This is a genomic window from Methanosarcina horonobensis HB-1 = JCM 15518 (genome assembly GCF_000970285.1).
GTDB classification, from domain to species: Archaea; Halobacteriota; Methanosarcinia; order Methanosarcinales; family Methanosarcinaceae; genus Methanosarcina; species Methanosarcina horonobensis.
On record NZ_CP009516.1, the window covers coordinates 419,050 to 435,939 of the forward strand.

At 43.2% G+C, this 16,890-nt stretch carries 12 protein-coding genes, 1 tRNA gene and 2 pseudogenes; 7 read left to right on the top strand and 8 right to left on the bottom strand.

What is annotated here, in order from left to right; all coding sequences use genetic code 11:
- The first annotated feature begins 25 nt into the window (after positions 1-25).
- The 6 genes and pseudogenes from MSHOH_RS01745 to MSHOH_RS22480 all read left to right on the top strand — a co-directional run.
- Positions 26-1,741 carry an alkaline phosphatase gene (locus MSHOH_RS01745; protein WP_052730667.1) on the top strand — a complete coding sequence of 572 codons (1,716 nt, stop codon included), beginning with the start codon at positions 26-28 and terminating at the stop codon, positions 1,739-1,741.
- A 219-nt stretch (positions 1,742-1,960) separates the two neighbouring features.
- Positions 1,961-3,223: an anion transporter gene (locus tag MSHOH_RS01750; RefSeq protein ID WP_048136863.1), complete on the top strand. Its 1,263-nt coding sequence runs from the start codon at positions 1,961-1,963 to the stop codon at positions 3,221-3,223.
- Between the two features lie 191 nt (positions 3,224-3,414).
- Positions 3,415-5,520 carry a methyltransferase domain-containing protein gene (locus tag MSHOH_RS01755; RefSeq protein WP_048136864.1) on the top strand — a complete coding sequence of 702 codons (2,106 nt, stop codon included), beginning with the start codon at positions 3,415-3,417 and terminating at the stop codon, positions 5,518-5,520.
- 390 nt (positions 5,521-5,910) lie between these two features.
- Positions 5,911-6,789, top strand: a pseudogene (locus tag MSHOH_RS24475) (RNA-guided endonuclease TnpB family protein); the annotation flags it as partial.
- Positions 6,790-6,846: 57 nt separating this feature from the next.
- Entirely contained in the window at positions 6,847-7,764 is a 918-nt protein-coding gene (locus tag MSHOH_RS24480) for an IS481 family transposase (RefSeq protein ID WP_082089262.1), read from the top strand.
- Positions 7,765-7,815: 51 nt separating this feature from the next.
- Positions 7,816-8,068, top strand: a pseudogene (locus MSHOH_RS22480) (zinc ribbon domain-containing protein); the annotation flags it as partial.
- Between the two features lie 90 nt (positions 8,069-8,158).
- On the opposite strand, the gene MSHOH_RS01770 reads toward MSHOH_RS22480, so the two are convergent.
- The 4 genes from MSHOH_RS01770 to ilvE all read right to left on the bottom strand — a co-directional run bounded on the left by MSHOH_RS01770 (position 8,159) and on the right by ilvE (position 13,885).
- A complete protein-coding gene (locus tag MSHOH_RS01770; RefSeq protein WP_048136865.1) occupies positions 8,159-9,253 on the bottom strand; it encodes an OBG GTPase family GTP-binding protein in 1,095 nt (364 codons plus the stop codon).
- Between the two features lie 838 nt (positions 9,254-10,091).
- On the bottom strand, positions 10,092-10,391 hold the full coding sequence (locus MSHOH_RS01775; RefSeq protein WP_048136866.1) for an Hsp20/alpha crystallin family protein: 300 nt from the start codon (positions 10,389-10,391) through the stop codon (positions 10,092-10,094).
- Between the two features lie 354 nt (positions 10,392-10,745).
- The gene (locus MSHOH_RS01780) at positions 10,746-12,692 is read right to left on the bottom strand and encodes a molybdopterin biosynthesis protein (protein ID WP_048136867.1); all 1,947 of its coding nucleotides are present in this window, start codon (positions 12,690-12,692) and stop codon (positions 10,746-10,748) included.
- A gap of 314 nt (positions 12,693-13,006) precedes the next feature.
- Positions 13,007-13,885 carry a branched-chain-amino-acid transaminase gene (ilvE, locus tag MSHOH_RS01785; RefSeq protein ID WP_048136868.1) on the bottom strand — a complete coding sequence of 293 codons (879 nt, stop codon included), beginning with the start codon at positions 13,883-13,885 and terminating at the stop codon, positions 13,007-13,009.
- A gap of 349 nt (positions 13,886-14,234) precedes the next feature.
- On the opposite strand from ilvE, the gene MSHOH_RS01790 reads away from it, so the two are divergent.
- Positions 14,235-14,309: transfer RNA gene (locus tag MSHOH_RS01790), tRNA-Arg, on the top strand.
- A 129-nt stretch (positions 14,310-14,438) separates the two neighbouring features.
- On the opposite strand, the gene MSHOH_RS01795 is transcribed toward MSHOH_RS01790, so the two are convergent.
- From MSHOH_RS01795 to MSHOH_RS01810, 4 genes are read right to left on the bottom strand one after another with little or no spacing between them, the layout of a single operon-like run.
- Positions 14,439-14,855, bottom strand: coding sequence for a hypothetical protein (locus MSHOH_RS01795; RefSeq protein WP_158024019.1), 417 nt, complete (start codon positions 14,853-14,855; stop codon positions 14,439-14,441).
- Between the two features lie 55 nt (positions 14,856-14,910).
- Positions 14,911-15,186 carry a hypothetical protein gene (locus tag MSHOH_RS01800; protein ID WP_048136870.1) on the bottom strand — a complete coding sequence of 92 codons (276 nt, stop codon included), beginning with the start codon at positions 15,184-15,186 and terminating at the stop codon, positions 14,911-14,913.
- A gap of 1 nt (position 15,187) precedes the next feature.
- Positions 15,188-16,144: an ABC transporter ATP-binding protein gene (locus MSHOH_RS01805; RefSeq protein WP_275425546.1), complete on the bottom strand. Its 957-nt coding sequence runs from the start codon at positions 16,142-16,144 to the stop codon at positions 15,188-15,190.
- Positions 16,101-16,724 carry a TetR/AcrR family transcriptional regulator gene (locus MSHOH_RS01810; RefSeq protein ID WP_048136871.1) on the bottom strand — a complete coding sequence of 208 codons (624 nt, stop codon included), beginning with the start codon at positions 16,722-16,724 and terminating at the stop codon, positions 16,101-16,103. The genes MSHOH_RS01805 and MSHOH_RS01810 overlap by 44 nt, the downstream gene beginning before the upstream one ends.
- Positions 16,725-16,890 lie beyond the last annotated feature (166 nt).

The following is a 16,890-nucleotide window of genomic DNA, read 5'->3' on the forward strand; positions in this document are numbered from 1 at the left end:
TCCGCTCTCAGTTTGAGGAATTTTCATGGAAAGCAAGGAAACAAACATTTTGCTGACTTTTTCCATCATAGGACTTTTACTGCTTGGAAATGTTGGTTCTGCAGTAGCTGTGAAAGACAATTTGAATAACAACTCTGATTTCAACGATTCCGTTAAATGCAAACCTGTTGCAGGGTCGGAAGCCAAAATAAAAAACGTTATTGTTATGGTCCCTGACGGATGCTCTCAGAGTGTCCAGACCCTCGCACGCTGGTATGGCGGAGAACCACTGCAGCTTGATGAAATGGTGGCTGGAACTGTATCCACTTACAGCGCCGATTCCGTTATCACGGATTCTTCTTCTGCCGCAACGGCATTTGCTACCGGGTTCAAGACAACTAACGGTTTTGTAAGTGTGGGTCCCAGAAATGATACTCTTCTGAGTATTGTCGCAGACCCGGCAGAGGAGTACAGTCCCCTTGCAACAGTGCTCGAAGGCTCAAAGCTCGAAGGTAGAGCTACCGGGCTTGTTGCAACCTCCAGGGTGACCCATGCAACACCTGCAGCTTTTGCATCTCACGTTGATAACAGGAATAATGAAAGCGAAATTATGGAACAGATGGTGTATGAAGACATCGATGTTGTTTTCGGTGGTGGTTCACAGTACCTCCTTCCCGTTGCCGACGGCGGCAAGAGAACTGACGGGGAAAACCTTACTGAAGTCCTTCTCGACAGAGGCTACCAGTATGTTGACAACGAGACCGAGATGCTCGCCCTGAGTTCAGGGAATGCATGGGGGCTCTTTGCCAGCGGCCATATGCAACCGGACATCGACCGCGCTGAGTTTGCACCTGAGGAACCTTCTCTTTCAAATATGACTGAAAAAGCCATCGAACTCCTCTGTGAGGACAAAGACGGCTTTTTCCTGATGGTGGAAGGCAGCCAGGTAGACTGGGCAGGGCATGCCAATGACCCGATTTACGAGGTAACTGACTTCCTGGCTTTTGACGAGGCTGTCAAAGTTGCGGTTGACTTTGCCAGAGCTGACGGGCACACCCTGGTCATAGTCTTCCCTGACCACAATACCGGCGGGATGACAATAGGGAGTTATTATGATTCGGAATATGATGATACCAGCATAGAAGACGTGGTAACCCCTCTTGAAGGTATGAATATCACTGCGGCAGGAGTAGCTAAAAAAATAGGAGAGGATCTTTCTTACGACAACATTAAATCCCAGCTGAAAACCTGGTGGGGAATTGATGCAACCGACGATGATGTAACTGAGATTCTTGAGCTATATAATAATGGAAAAGATCTTTCACTTGACTATGCAATCAGCAAGGTCATTAGCCGGAATCACACCGTAATCGGCTGGACAACCAACGGGCACTGCGGAGAAGACGTCCCCCTCTGGGCTTTTGGTCCTGATTCTCCTGCAGGGTATATGGATAATACCGAAATTGCGGAATATATTGCCGACAAACTTAAATTCGATCTGGCTGAGACAAACGAGCATCTCTTTGTTGAAGTCGGAGAGGTACTTTCTGAAGATAACGGGGATGGAACCCTTGAAGCCGATGAATATCTGCTTGACACAACCGATCCTGAAAACCCTGTACTCAAAATCGGGGATGCTGAACTTCCGGTAAACAAGAACCTTCTGATCAAAGACGGCGTAACCCATGAGCTCGATGGAATAGTTGTCTACGCTATGACTGATAAAGTCTATATCCCCACTGAAGCACTGTCACTTGTCTAATACAGTACTTCTGCAAATAAACCACAAATCTGTATAATAATATACATAACATACAATTTTCGAAAAAACCTGGGACAGCCCTTTCCCCAGGAATTTTTCGACCTCTTTTTTCAGGAGGCGGTATGTGCGAGCGCAGGAAATTTATACTTGCAAATATATCACATTCAAAGTTTATATTAATAGAATTCCGAAACTTATGTTAACCAGCTTGCGGGATTTATGGCAGCAGAGTCTTTGATCTCCTCTTTTGTGTCTTCGCCCGATCTTTCGGTGCTCGTCCTCCTTTGCGTCCTCCTGCTTACTGCTCTGAGGCAGATAGGGTCTTTGAGGCTGCAGATCTGGCAGGTTATGACTCTTGGGGCTCTCTCGGTGCTGCTGCTTGGAGAAATCTCGCCTCAAGAAGCTCTCCGGGCAATTAACCTTGATGTTCTCCTCTTTCTTTTCGGAGCCTTTTGTGTGGGTGAGGCACTTAACAGGAGCGGGTACCTTGCCTGGCTTGGGGGTCGGATAGTCTCAAAGGCGAAAAACACGGATCAGCTTGTTTTGCTTGTAATTTTCTCCACCGGAATTCTCTCTGCAGTCCTTATGAACGATACCCTTGCTATTATGGGTACTCCTCTGGTCCTTCGTTTTTCCCGGAAGTACGGGGTATCCCCAAAACTTATGCTCTTTGCCCTGGCTTTCGGAATAACCACAGGCAGTGTCATGAGCCCTATAGGAAACCCTCAAAACCTTCTGATCGCAATTGACGGAAAACTTGACTCCCCATTTGTGACATTTTTAAACTCGCTGGCTCTGCCAACTCTTATAAATCTAGCACTTGCTTATGCAGTTCTCAGACTTTTTTTCAGCCGTGAATTCGGGAGACCAGCTCTAGTTCATTCTGAAGAGGTCATCTCCGATCCTGACCTTGCAGAAATCTCAAAAAAAGCTCTTTTGCTTCTGCTGGCTCTTATTACCTGTAAGATCCTTCTTGTAGAATTTTTGCCTGCATGGGATTTCAGTTTGAGCTGGATTGCCCTGCTCTCAGCTTCTCCCATACTGCTCAGCAAAAGGCGAACTGAGGTCGTAATGAACATTGACTGGACAACTCTGGTTTTCTTTATTTCAATGTTTGTGATGATGGAAAGTGTCTGGATGTCAGGGACCTGCCAGGAGCTTCTCTACAGGATGTCTCCGCAGCTAGGCTCGGTTCCGACCATCCTGGCTCTTAGCATAGGACTCAGCCAGCTTATTTCTAATGTCCCCTTTGTTGCGCTCTATCTTCCTGCAATGGGAAGCGAAGTTTCTCAGGGACAGTTGATGGCGCTCGCTGCCGGAAGTACCATTGCAGGAAATCTTTTAATCCTGGGGGCCGCAAGCAACGTTATAATCCTCCAGAATGCAGAAAAAGAAGGTGAAAGCTTCTCTTTTATAGAATTCGCCAGAATTGGGATCTTAATTTCATTTTTAGATGCTATTATTTATTTTATATTTCTTTAAGCCTTAAAAGCAATGATATTTCTATAAATGGAGCTAAAAAACTCATTTTATCCTGAAATGCCGTTCTAAAATCTGTTAATCCTTTAATAGATTTTTCTAGTTAACCTCCTGAGTATATAAACGCTTCTTAACCCTCCGATAAACTTGATATACTGAAAGCACATACATTTTTTTCGGGAAGATATCTTATCATGACCCAGAATAATACCGATTCAAACTCAAGGCGCAAACGCGCTAAAGGTACCGTACAGACGAAAACCCTCGGGCCTGTTGAAGACCTTGAACCTCATGTCCGGTCCGACTGGTGGCAGACTCTTTTTAATTCCCTCTATCTCAAGACCGATGCCGATCTTCTGGATGACATGGACGTTACAAAGAAAGAGGCAGATCTTGTTGTCTCTATCCTTGGACTCGAACCTGAAGATGCGGTTCTTGACCTTTGCTGCGGTCAGGGTAGACATGTCCTGGAACTGGCAAGGAGAGGTTTTTCAAATGTTGAAGGTTATGACAGGTCCCAGTACCTTATCCGGAAAGCACGAACAAGATCTCAGAAAGAAAACCTGCAGGTCAGGTTCAGGGAAGGGGACGCAAGAAAACTGCCTTATCCCTCCGATACTTTCTCTGTGGTTACCATCCTTGGAAACAGCTTTGGATATTTTGATTCCACCCTGCAGGACCGAAAAGTGCTTGAAGAGGTTTTCAGAGTACTGAGGCCAGGAGGGAGGGTCTTTATTGACGCGGTAGATGGAGACCACATGAAAAAAAATTTCCAGCAAAGATCATGGGAATGGCTGGACAGGAAGTATTTTGTGTGCAGGGAAAGGGCTCTCTCTTCTGACGGTGAACGTCTTATCTGCAGGGAGGTTATAAGCCGCATTGATAGAGGAATAATTGCGGATCAATTTTACGCTGAGAGGCTGTACAATAGAGAAAGTCTTTTTGAACTGCTTACAGCGTCTGGTTTCAGTAGCCCGACTTTTCATACGACCTTTAGCCCTGTATCAACAGGCACCCAGGACGCAGGAATGATGGAACAGAGAATTCTCGTTTCAGCTACGGTTGAGAAAGCCTGGCCGTCTATGGCTTCTCCAGGTGCTGAGAGTAAAAAACCCCTTAACGTTATTGTAGTGCTCGGAGATCCGAGGAAGGAAGACCAGGTCAAACCTGCCTGTGTGTTTGATGATGATGACTTCGAAACAGTTAACAGGATGAAGAAAGCGCTTGCTGAAATTCCTTATATGAAATTTACTTTCCTTGACAGGCACGAAACCCTTTTCGAAGACCTCAAAAAGAGAGCAGGAAAATCTGACCTTGTACTTAACCTCTGTGATGAAGGTTTTTATAACGACCCTACAAAAGAGCTCCATGTCCCTGCCATGCTTGAGCAACTTAATATTCCTTATACAGGTGCAGGTCCTCAGTGCCTTGCTTACTGTTATGATAAGTCTCTTGTACGGGGAGTCGCCCGTGAGATGCACATTCCTGTTGCAAAGGGAGTTTTTGTTACCGGAGACTCTGATATTTCAAGGCTTAACCTCTCTTTCCCTCTGCTCGTAAAGCCCAATTCAGGGGACTCAAGTTTCGGAATTACGCAGAAAAGCATAGTCCACAGCAGAGAAGATATATTTGATATCATGAAATTGACTCGGGAAAAAATAGGGGCAGATAAGCCTTTCCTGCTGGAGGAATTCCTTCCGGGAAAAGACATCAGTGTTGGAATTATCGGAAACCCGCCTTTCTGTACTGTGCTGCCTATCACGGAAGAAGATTACTCTGCGGTTCCCGAGGAACTTCCCAGGATCTGCGGGTATGAGGCTAAATGGCTCCCGGACTCTCCTTATTGGAAGATCAGATCCGTACCTGCTGGTCTGCCTGAAAAGATCGAAAAGGAAATTGTAAGGAGCTGCCTTGCTCTCTTTGCAAGGCTGGGCTGCCGCGACTATGCTCGCTTTGACTGGAGACTTGATGCCGAAGGCAGGCCAAAGCTGCTTGAAGTTAATCCGAACCCTGGATGGTGCTGGGATGGACATCTTGCAAAAATGGCAGCTTATGCAAACATTTCTTATTCCGGTATGCTTGCAGCAGTTATTGAGGCTGCAAAGAAAAGATATGGTATCGGAACAGGTGGAAAGGTTGTTCTTCAAATGAAAGATCGTGAACAATCTCAAAGGAAAAGCCCGGCTGAATGTGCTGCTGAGTTCGAAGAAGAAGTCGAAGCTAAAAACTCTATTGAATCCGAGGACGATAGAAAAAGAAATATTTTCTCAGGCAGTTCTGAAACATTACGGGCTCTCTAAAAATAAATAAGCTCAAAAAATTGTCCTGAAAATTAAAGTGTCATAAAACTCCAAAATATCGGTTAAGAAAAAGGTCTGATTTGATAAAGTTGGATTTAAGAAAACTGGGTTTGGAAAAATAGTTAGATCTGAGTAAAATTTGATCCGTAAAAGATCAAACCCTTAAACGTTTTAAGAAATTCAGAAAAACTTGAACAAAATAATGGGATGCGAAAGATTGATCTCTTTTTTTCTTTCGCCTTCCTTTTTCTTTTACTTTTAAATAACTTTACGATAATCAAAGGCAGAATACCCGTCACTTTAGTGGCGGGATGAATGCCGTCAACTTTCCACAACTACTTTTGTAATTTACCCATGTTATATATGCGTGTAAAACTAATATAACTTTTAATGTTAAAAGCCTATAAGTACAGATTGAAACCTGCTAAAAAACAAGAAACGCTAATAAATAAGCACATCGGTAGCTGTCGGCTTGTCTACAATTGGGCTTTAGAACAGAAAATTAAGACTTATGAACAGACTGGAAAATGTATAAATCACATGGAGCTGGATAAGCTTCTTCCTGCCCTGAAAACTGAAAAACCTTTCCTGAAAGAAACTAGTTCTCAGTCATTTCAGGGAATGACAAAACATGTAGATGCGGCTCTTGTTAGATTTTTCAGAGAGAAGAACGGCTTTCCCAGATTCAAATCAAAGAAAAATCCGGTACAGTCTTTTCCTGTACCTCAACACTACTTTGTAGACTTTAAAAAGGGCATAGTCAAGCTCCCTAAAATCGGAGAGGTTGAAGTTCTATTTCATAGAACGTTTGAAGGTACTCTGAGAACAGCAACAGTTTCAAGATCATGTACTGGAAAATACTACGTCAGTATCCTTGTTGAAGATGGGAAAGAACTTCCTACAAAACAGAAGTATTCTGAATCTACTACAGTGGGTATAGATGTCGGGATTAAGGATTTTGCTGTACTCTCTACAGGCGAAAAGATTGAAAATCCAAAATACCTGAAAAATTCTCTTAAAAGACTTAAATGTCTCCAAAAAAGAGTGTCAAGGAAACAGGTCGGTTCAAAACGCAGAGATAAAACAAGAAAACTACTCTCAAAAATCCATGAAAAAATTAGTAATCAGAGAAACAATTTCCAGCACAAACTCTCTTCTAAACTTATCCGCGAGAACCAAGCTATTACACTGGAAACTCTGAATGTTAAAGGTATGGTCAAGAATAACTATTTAGCACAGGTTATAAGTGATTCTGCATGGCATAGCTTTTGTTTTATCCCGAAATTATTTCGCGCTAACTATGTTGGTTGCAATCCCTTATCTATCGTGAAACTTAACGGGAAAAAGATACGTTGGATCATTGCTCAAAAGTTGAAAGGAGAATCTACCTCGACGATAGCTGAGATCCAGGGGATCTCAGCTCGTCGAGTTCAGCAGATATATAAAGAATACGTTGACATTGATCAGCTTCCTCAAGTTGGTAATAATCTTGGAAGGCCACGTAAACAGTTATCCTCCGACGATAAGGAGATAATTGACCAAACTTACTCAGATTATAAGTTTGGAGCCTGTTATCTTGAAATTCTCATAGAAGGCAAGTATAATCGTAAAATATCTCATAACAGAATCCATAACTATCTACTCAGTATGAACCTTGCCAAGGAAAACCGAAAAAAGAAACAGAGAAGAAAATGGTGTAGATACGAACGTGAACATAGTATGTCTGCTGCACATATCGATTGGCATGAAAACCCTCTATTAGGGTTGCAAGTCTGTGCCATTCTTGATGATTCATCAAGAATGGTAATTGCAGGAGGAGAGTATGCTCATTGCAACACGGAAAACACCATTAAAGTGATCGATGAACTTGTCAGAGAGTACTGGGATATATGCCCTTTAAGGGAGCTCATCATGGATCATGGAAGTGAATTCGGAGCGCACAGGATTAATGAGGATGGTTCATGGGAAAGTGAATTTAAAACGAGAATTAGAGAACTTGGGATTAAACCAATACTTGCAAGGGTCAGACATCCTCAAACAAACGGAAAAATAGAGAAATGGTTCGATACATATCAGAGGTTTAGAGGAGAGTTTCAATCGTTCGAGGAATTCGTTCAATTGTATAACCAGAGACCTCATGGAGCTTTGAAACTTGAACAATTAGAATCACCACAAGATGCATTCTGGAACAGACTCCCAATTGAGGCAAAATTCAGAATAGGAACGAGATTGTTTGGGCTGTGAAAATATGGACAAAAGGAAAAAAGTTTCAAAGCGAAATTATTTCAGGATAAAACAGCATGGCATAGCTTTGTAACGAAGCTAGAATAATAAGGCTAAATGGTTCGGGAAAACGGTACTAAGGATTGGACAATTTGAGCCTTCTTCTAAACTTTGTAATGTTTGCGGTTATCATAATTCAGAATTGTCATTAAAGGATAGAGAATGGATTTGCCCTGATTGCAAGACTCCGCATGATAGGGATATTAATGCTGCAATTAATGTCAAAAAGTTCTCTCTCCTTGAGCAAAATCTAATAATTAATTGACACCTGCGGAACGCAGGGAAGAGCCTGGGGACTTGCTCTCAAAAGAGAGAGGGATGAACCAGGAAGCCTGCTATTTCAATGGCGGGTAGTTCACTTCTGGATGATTATCGTAAGGATATCTTCATCTTCCATCATATGCTCAAGCCCAACTCTCTGCCCCGGGTGTTTTGCAGATGGACCCCAGACCTGGGCATAGCGGAACTTCCTGCGGAAATCACGGTGCAGGCGGTCACAGATCTGGCCTATGTTCGTACCACCCATAACTATAAGTGGCTCTTCCATATCTGCTGGTTGTCCCTGAGGTTTGAGGTATACTCGAATAAAGCCCAAGCAGTCGTAAATAGCATCTTTGAGAGCCTCGATATTGGTGCCTTTATGGGCTGAGATAAAAATTGAGTTCGGGTACATTCGCCGGCATTCTTCTATCAACTGAGGATATGCAAGGTCGACTTTGTTGACCACGATCAAAGAGCGGACATAACTCCGGTTGCCCAGGACAACATCGATAAGCTGGTCTACATTGATATTTTCCCTTATCAGGACATGGGCATTGTGGATTTTGTATTCATCAAGCACAGCTTTGATAGTCTCTTCATCAAGGTCAAGCTCGATGGTTGAGTTAATCTCAATTCCACCCCTGTCTTTTCTCCTTATGGTAACGTCAGGGGGTACTTCATCTACCCGTATTCCAGCCTGATAAAGTTCATCCATAAGCACTTCATAGTGCTTTGGCTGGAAAACATCGAGCAAAAAGATAACCATGTCAGAGTTTCTGATGACTGAAATTACTTCTTTCCCTCGTCCGCGCCCGGAGGATGCACCTTTTACAAGACCTGGTACATCAAGGAACTGGATTGTTGCGCCTTTGTGTTCAAGCACGCCTGGCACGACAGTAAGAGTGGTGAATTCGTATGCGGCTACCTCTGATTTTGCGCCCGTAACCTTATTCAGAAGAGTGGATTTCCCTACCGACGGGAAGCCTACGAGAGTTACGGTACCGTCTCCCGACTTTTTTACCGAATAACCTTCTCCTCCACCCTTTGAGGAAGCTTTCTTCTCAATTTCGTCCCGCATGCGGGCTATTTTGGCTTTCAACCTGCCTATATGGTGAGAAGTTGCCTTATTGTACTGGGTCTTTCGGATTTCGTCTTCTACTTCCTGTATTTGCTCCTGTATGCTGCTCATCTGGAACCTGCCGATTTCGGGACTGAAGAAATGATTTTCATATTCCGTGAAAAAGAAACCGCATTCAAACGGTCTCTATAAACCTTTTTTGATCTAAAACAGATCCGTTATCTGGATATTTTATCCTGAATAGTTGGATGCAATATATATACCTATGGAATGGCTTTATTTACTGGTTTGGCAATAGTAATAGCATTCCGGTAAAGATACTCCAGTCTATTTGTATATCTTTATAATTATAATAATATTTAAAGTTTATTGAAAAAAGAGTTCCTGATAAACATTGCAAGCAGGACTTATGCGATCGAATTGGGAAGCCAATAGTACAAAATTTTCCCATATGATTGGAGTACTTCTTCCTTGTTTCTGTAGGAAACAGGGAGGGATGAGTTCACTGTTCCTGACTTTGGGACTCAAGTAAGTAAGTCCCATACATGAAAAATGAATAATTGCTTACTATGCAAACTATGGAATCAAGTATCTGCTGTAAGAACTATTTGATAGGCAAAGCTCGCTCATAGCAGCAAATGTACTCCAGTTGTCTCCGTTTATTCAATTTGCTTCATTCTGTCGCTTTACTTTCACGACTTTCCGGTGTAACTGAAAACCAGCGTACGCTTCGAAGTGGAATATGTCTGTTTCTATTGTCGGTTAACTTCATCCACAGAAGATCCAAACCAAATCTAACTTCTGTACAATCGAATGACTCATAATAGCCATCGATCCACCTGACATTTACCTTTATACTATCCATATATTGAGTCTCCTTTATCGCATTCTTTTCTCGATCCTTAGTTCTCTTTTTTTGGTTTTTTTCTTCTTTTTCGTACTTTTTACCTTACTCGATTTTCACATCAACTAATTTTTCTAAGGGCTGTTGATAAGGTACTGTGACTTTGAGTACGCCGTTCGAATAGTTAGCCACTGCTTTTTCCGGGACTACCGGGCAGTAGATCGGGTAGCTGTCTGTATATTCGACTCCTTCTTTGGTAGCTTTTATATAAAAGCCATTTTCGGAGATCTTAAAAGAGATATCTTTCTTTTCAACTCCCGGAAGAACGACTTCAATTTGAAGATTTTCACATTTATCGTCTGGATATGCGCATATAGCCGGCGACAATCTCAAAATATCTGCCATTTATATTACCCCCAAATAACAAACGTAGTTTCATACTTTGTGAGCTAGACCTGATGGGGATTATTTTCCTGAGTACAATTCCTGAATCCTGCGAAAAAAATCCCCGAATTTTTTCCACAATATTTTTTATTAATTCAACGAATAAAAGACGGATATATTTTTGGAAATTAAGTTTCTGAGATAATGTTTATTATAACCGGGGCTTCGTTCCCGGGCAATTTTACTTTCTCTGAAGTGTTGACATCCTGCAGGAACTATATTACCTGTGGAGTATGGGGAGAGCTTGAAACCTGTCTTTAAAAAAGAAAGAAGTGAACTCGGAAGCTCGTTATATCTTTAGATTTAGCGGGCAGTTCACTCAAAAGGAATTATCTCTCCTGTTCTCTCATAGACCTGTAGCCCTATCGGGAGCTTTGAAGCGAATTCTGCGGAGTTCAGGACTTGAAGGAACTTTTTGACTTCAGGAATGTCAAGAACCTCTTTTCTGATGAGGAAGTCATACTCTTCTTCTGCGAATTTTACGAATTTCAGGTCATTATTCTTTTCTGCACAGTTCCTTATACCCACTCCGGCATCAGCCTTTCCTGAAAGGACAGCCTCGCAGACTGCAACTTCGGATTTCGCTCCGGAACCGTACCCAGGGACTGATTCAGTCAACTCTTTTTTGCTGATTCCCTTTTTCTCTGCAAGTTCCTCTATTTTCATCTCAAGAATAGCCCTTGTGCCCGAGCCTCTGTTCCTGTTGATCAGCCGTTTACCGGGCAGGCTTTCAAGTCCGGAAATTTGGCTGTCCTGCTTTACAAGTAATCCTACTTCCCGCCTGTACCCTTTGATAAGTACGACTCTTGAAAGCCCCATATTCTCGATTGTCGGGGTATTGTACAGGATTTCGCCTGGTAGAGTCTCTTTCCGTCCTTCGGAATATCTGGAGGGCATGTTCACGCCTGCGATATCTGCCGTGCCTGCGGCAATTACACTGAAACCCCCGCTTGAACCGGTGTAAAGGGTTCTGAACCGAAGTCCGGTAAGGTCTTCCAGGACATCAAGTCCGGGGCAGAACCCGCCTGCTATGAGCAGATCCGGTTTTTCAACTTCTCCAAAAAGAGTTACTTCCACTGGAGTTCCAGCTTCCATAAACTCTGTCTCAGGTGGGATTTCTATAAAGCCGTCGGCTTCGGAAAGAGAGGTTATGGCCCCTGAGCCCCGGTCTGCAGGATAAACCCGTCCCCGAACCAGGCCTACGGGAAGGAGCTGCTGCCTTCCTTCGGAGCGGAGGGTCGTACTCAGAATTCCTGCTTCCGTTTTTCGGATTCCGACCTCTGCTCCAAGGGACTTTCTCAGGAAAGGTGCCACAAATTCATTAAAAATCAATAAGGCAGATGAAGGATTTCCGGGAAGCCCGATAATCGGGACCCCTTTTATCACTCCTATGACAACGGGTTTTCCCGGTTTTATGTTGATCCCGTGGGCAAGGGTCTCGCCTGCTTCGTCTATTATCCGGTACATCACATCCCCTGCCCCGGAAGATGTGCTGCCCGAAGTCAGGATCAGGGCACACTCCGAAACTGCGGTTTCAAGTGCCTTTCTCATCACAATTTCATCATCCATTACGATCCCGTAAAGCAGGGGAAAAGCTCCGCATTCCTGAACTCCTGCATAGAGAGTGTAAGAATTTGCATCATAGACTTTTCCTCGAGCCAGATTTTCTCCGGGATTGACAAGTTCGTCTCCGGTCGAAATTATCCCGACAGGCAGCCTGAGTACTGGAACTTCTTTTTTCCCTATGGAAGCGAGAACCCCGATTTCTCTTGTGCCCAGCTTCCTTCCCCTGCGTAGCACTCTTTCTCCTTTCAGAATATCAGAGCCTGCTTTCATGATATTTTCGCCCTCGGTCACGGGTCTGGAAATGAGTACAGTCCCGTTTTCTTCGGAACTGTACTCGACCATAACCACAGCATCAGCCCCTTCAGGGACAGGAGCTCCTGTTGCAATCTCCACAGCTTCCCCAGTCGAGACCGTGAATCGGGCGTCCGAACCTGCAGGGATATTTCCAAGTAGCTTCAGCTTTACAGGCTCCGTTTCACTGCAGGCGTAAGTATCCTCTGCCCGGACTGCATAGCCGTCCATTGTTGCTCTTGGGAAAGAGGGGACATTAATTTCGGTAACTATCTCCTCTGCAAGGATTTTTCCGTAAGCGTTTTCAAGGGCTGAGCTTTCTTTCTCAGGCCGGACTTGAAGGCTGTTTATTATTCTCCGCGCCTCCTCCACAGGGACAAGTTCCCGAAATTCTTTGCGTTTCATGAGAATCAAACCTGAAATCTTATCGGTTTTCAGATGGATTTTTCACCTTAATAGCGTTTTCCGGTGCATATCAATCTGTTCTTGCATTCGTAAACTCTCTTACAGTTGAAATGTGCCGGAACCCGCAGGAAAAAAATATACGGTTTTGATTGGAATGACTGGTTCGGAATATCGGAGAAATATAGGTATATAACTAAAACAGGTCTTAACCAAGGTTGAAAAAAGGTTTATGGCGGGAGGAGTCCCGCAGTTCTTATTTTTTTTCTTCAGAGTCATGCTTTTTTATTAAGCAAACTCTTGTTACTCAAATTCTTTTATTTATAAATAGGGGTGCCCGTACTCCGGGTTATTCTGTCAAAGGCTTCGACCATCTTCATTGTCAGGGGCCCGGGTTTGCCTGTACCTATGAGTCTTCCGTCAAGTTTGGTAACTGGAGCAGATTCGGCTGCAGTTCCGGTAACGAAAATTTCGTCTGCAGTATAAAGATCAAAGAGGCCAAGGTTTGCTTCGATAGCTTTGTATCCCATCTCGTCCAGAAGTTCGATAGCTGTAGCTCTTGTGATGCCTTTTAAATTGCTTATTGTAAAGGGTGTAAAGACCTTATCGTTTTTGACGATGAAGATATTGTCTCCCGAACCCTCGCACACAAAGCCGTTCTGGTCAAGGAAGATAGCTTCATCTCCTCCTTTCTCATTGGCTTCTATTTTTGCGAGAATATTGTTCAGGTAGTTCAGGGACTTGATGTTCGGGGAAAGTGCATCTGGCGCATTTCTGCGGACACAGACACTGACTCCTGTGAGTCCGACTTCGTAAAGGTCGCCGTACATGGCTCCCCAGCCCTGGGCAATAACGATGATGCTCGGCTTTTCACACTTGCGGGGGTCAAGCCCGAGATCACCGATTCCTCTTGAGACGATAGGGCGGATGTAAGCATCTTTGAGGTTATTTTTCCGGAGGGTCTCAAGGATTATCTCGGTCATCTCTTCTTTTGTAACGGGTATGTCCATTGCGATTGCTTTTGCTGAGTCATAAAGCCTGTCGACATGTTCCTTTAACTTGAAAACACGTCCGTTATATGCTCTTATGCCTTCGAACACACCGTCTCCGTAGAGGAAGCCATGGTCATAGACCGAAACTTTAGCTTCGGCTTTCGGGACAAATTTCCCGTCTAAATAAATCAGTAACTCACTCATTTGCAAATCATCCTTTTCAGTTTTTATTGCCTGTAGGGGTACCTAACCGGAGCTTTCGATCCGGTTCAATCTTTAATCTACAGGCTAATAGCCCATTTAACTTTTTCACTCTTTAGCAGTAAATACGTTCTATGCGAAGATCTTAAAAGAACTCAGAACTCGAGAAGAGCTGCCATTCTGAGATTCTTAAGAGACACTCCAAGTAAAGTGGGTAGATACTGAATATATATTACAATTCCGCTTCCACATAAATATTTTAAGATTTTATACTACCCGAATTCAGATGTTCATACAAAAGGCTTTTATCTTAGAAGGCGCATTTCGTATTCCGCAGTAGAATAAGCAAATAGGGCTCGTGGCTTAGCCAGGATATAGCGCTGGGCTTCTAACCCAGACGTCGGGGGTTCAAATCCCTTCGAGCCCGCTTTATTCTCCTTGCTCACTTTTTGATTAATTCTGATAACCAGGTAAACTTTCTTCCTGATATTCCGTACGTTTTACTAAAAAGTCTCATTCTTTATTGAGATTCTCGACGCTTTTAATTTTCTATATTTTACACTCCAATACTTCGGCGTTTAAACCCTACCATGCCGATTCCAGTAAATACTGCTGACAATAATATCAACCCCAGCAGTGAAGAAATGGACAGCTCATTGATTGGAATACTATAATGTGCATAGGCAAATGGAGTAACCTGCAGCACAGACCATCTTACAAGTCCGGCCTCCCAGAACATCTCTATAACAATAAACGAACCCAGTATAATCCAGCTTAAGACAGATGACGTGCGGGGTAGCCATCCGTAAAACATTGCGGAAATCCCAATAATTATCCAGACGGGAGGAATTTTGGAAAGGCTCATTATCAGGGCACGGGACAACAGTGCCGTATCTCCTGAGGCTAGACTCCATCCGAGTCCTGCAGCCATCCCAAGTGCAAAAAGTATAACAATACTTCCCGCAAATGCCATAATTAAGTAGCTGCCCATCCATTGGGTCCGGCTGACAGGTCTGGCCAGTACCATCTCAGCAAAATGCTCTGTTTCTTCCTTCTTTGCTTAAGGGCACAATAGGGCCAAGCCAGGCAGAAGCCAGGGGATTGGCGGAAAGTTCTGTGATGAATTCCTGCCAATCCGGCATTGCTCCTATAAAGGAAAGTTGCCCGGCAAAAATTAGCAGAGGAAGCAAGACCCAGATGGGCATTACAAGGCGGTCACGTCGAAATAATATACTGAGAATGACCCCTGTACCGGTGAAATTTCCTCCTTTTACTTTACTTCCTTTTACCTTGCCTTCTTTCACCTTAAAGCGCCTCCTTTAATCCATCGCCGTAATGACGCATGAATAATTCTTCCAGGGTCGCCGGTTCCGCTTTCAAGGATTTCAGTCCAAGAGGGGCCAGGATGCGCATAACTCCTTCCATGGCACTGGCGTCTACTGAAAATCGCCATTTTTCTCCTTCTTGGCTTGTATCGTATACACCGGGCAGCTGATGTAAATCGATATTTAAATTAGCAAATTCTGCAGTAACCGTAGTTCGGGTTAAATGCCGTAAATCTTCCAGTGTTCCCGATTCCACAATCTTGCCCTGCCGGATGATGCCCACGCGGTCACAGACAGCTTCGACCTCTGCCAGAATATGGCTCGATAAAAATACGGTTTTTCCGGCTTTCTTTGCTTTAAGAATATACTCCTGAAAAATGAGCTCCATAAGAGGGTCCAGGCCGGAAGTCGGTTCATCCAGAATCAACAATTCAGCGTTTGAAGATAATGCAGTTATCAAAGCTACTTTCTGGCGGTTACCTTTTGAATAGGCTTTAGATTTTTTTCTGAGGTCCAGTTGAAATCTCTCTACCAGTTCTCTGCGGAAGGACGAATCAAAGCCTCCGTTTAAGCGCCCTAAAAAGTCAATCACTTCGCCGCCTGTCAGGTCTGGCCACAATGTAAAATCACCGGGCACATAGGCAATGCGGCGGTGTAATTCTACCGCATCATGCCAGGGGTCGCCTCCCAGCAGTATAACTTCACCTGAGTCTTTGCGAAGCATGCCTAGAAGTATACGAATTGTGGTAGATTTACCTGCACCATTTGGTCCGATAAATCCATACACTTCTCCCTGTTTTACACTCAGGTCCACACCTTTTAACGCTTCCTGTTTGCCAAATGACTTTTTCAGGCCCCTGATCTCGATAACATTCATTCCGGCAGCTCCATTTTTATTTATAGAAACTTTTTCTAAGTTCGTCCAGGTAACTGTCAAATTCTATCTGTATCTCTTCAAAATCCAGGTCATTGATTTCTAAATTCCGGATTTCTTCCAACCGATAAGTCGAATAACCCATAATGGCCCAGAAAATAAGCTTTTTACATTTTTCAACGTCCAGCCCTTCTCTGAATTTAGAATCATCAATATTTTCAAACATTATTTCATAACCTGATGATTGCCCCGTTTTTTTTCTTTCTTCCAGCTCTTTTTTTACTTCATTGGTTTCCGTTAATAGAGCAACCTTGATAAATTCAAAAATCCGCGGATATTTATGGATCACATCAACTTTCAGAAGGTATGTTTGGCGGAATCTTTCAAGTATATCTCTTTCATTAAAATTAATTAGGTCAAAATACTCCTCTTTTAAAACCTGATTGCAGTAATCGAACAGAAACAGAAACAGATCCTTTTTGGTATTGATGTAATGGAACAATAAACCCTTAGAAATTCCGGATTCTTTTGCAATTACATTAGTTGATGCATCATCATAACCCTTGGATGCAAATTCCTTTAATGCAGCATTTATTATTGCATCTCTTCGTTTGGGTTCTAGATGTAACAATTTTGTAAACATTTTGTTCCCTTCTTTAAAATTTCTTTAACTGCCAAAAATAATTTGCCTGGCCGGTCAATGCTATCGGTCAACACTATAATACTGCTATTTATCTGATTGGTCAATACTATCATATCAGCATTTATCTGATAGGTCAATATTGATTGGAAGTGTTTACTCATAAAAT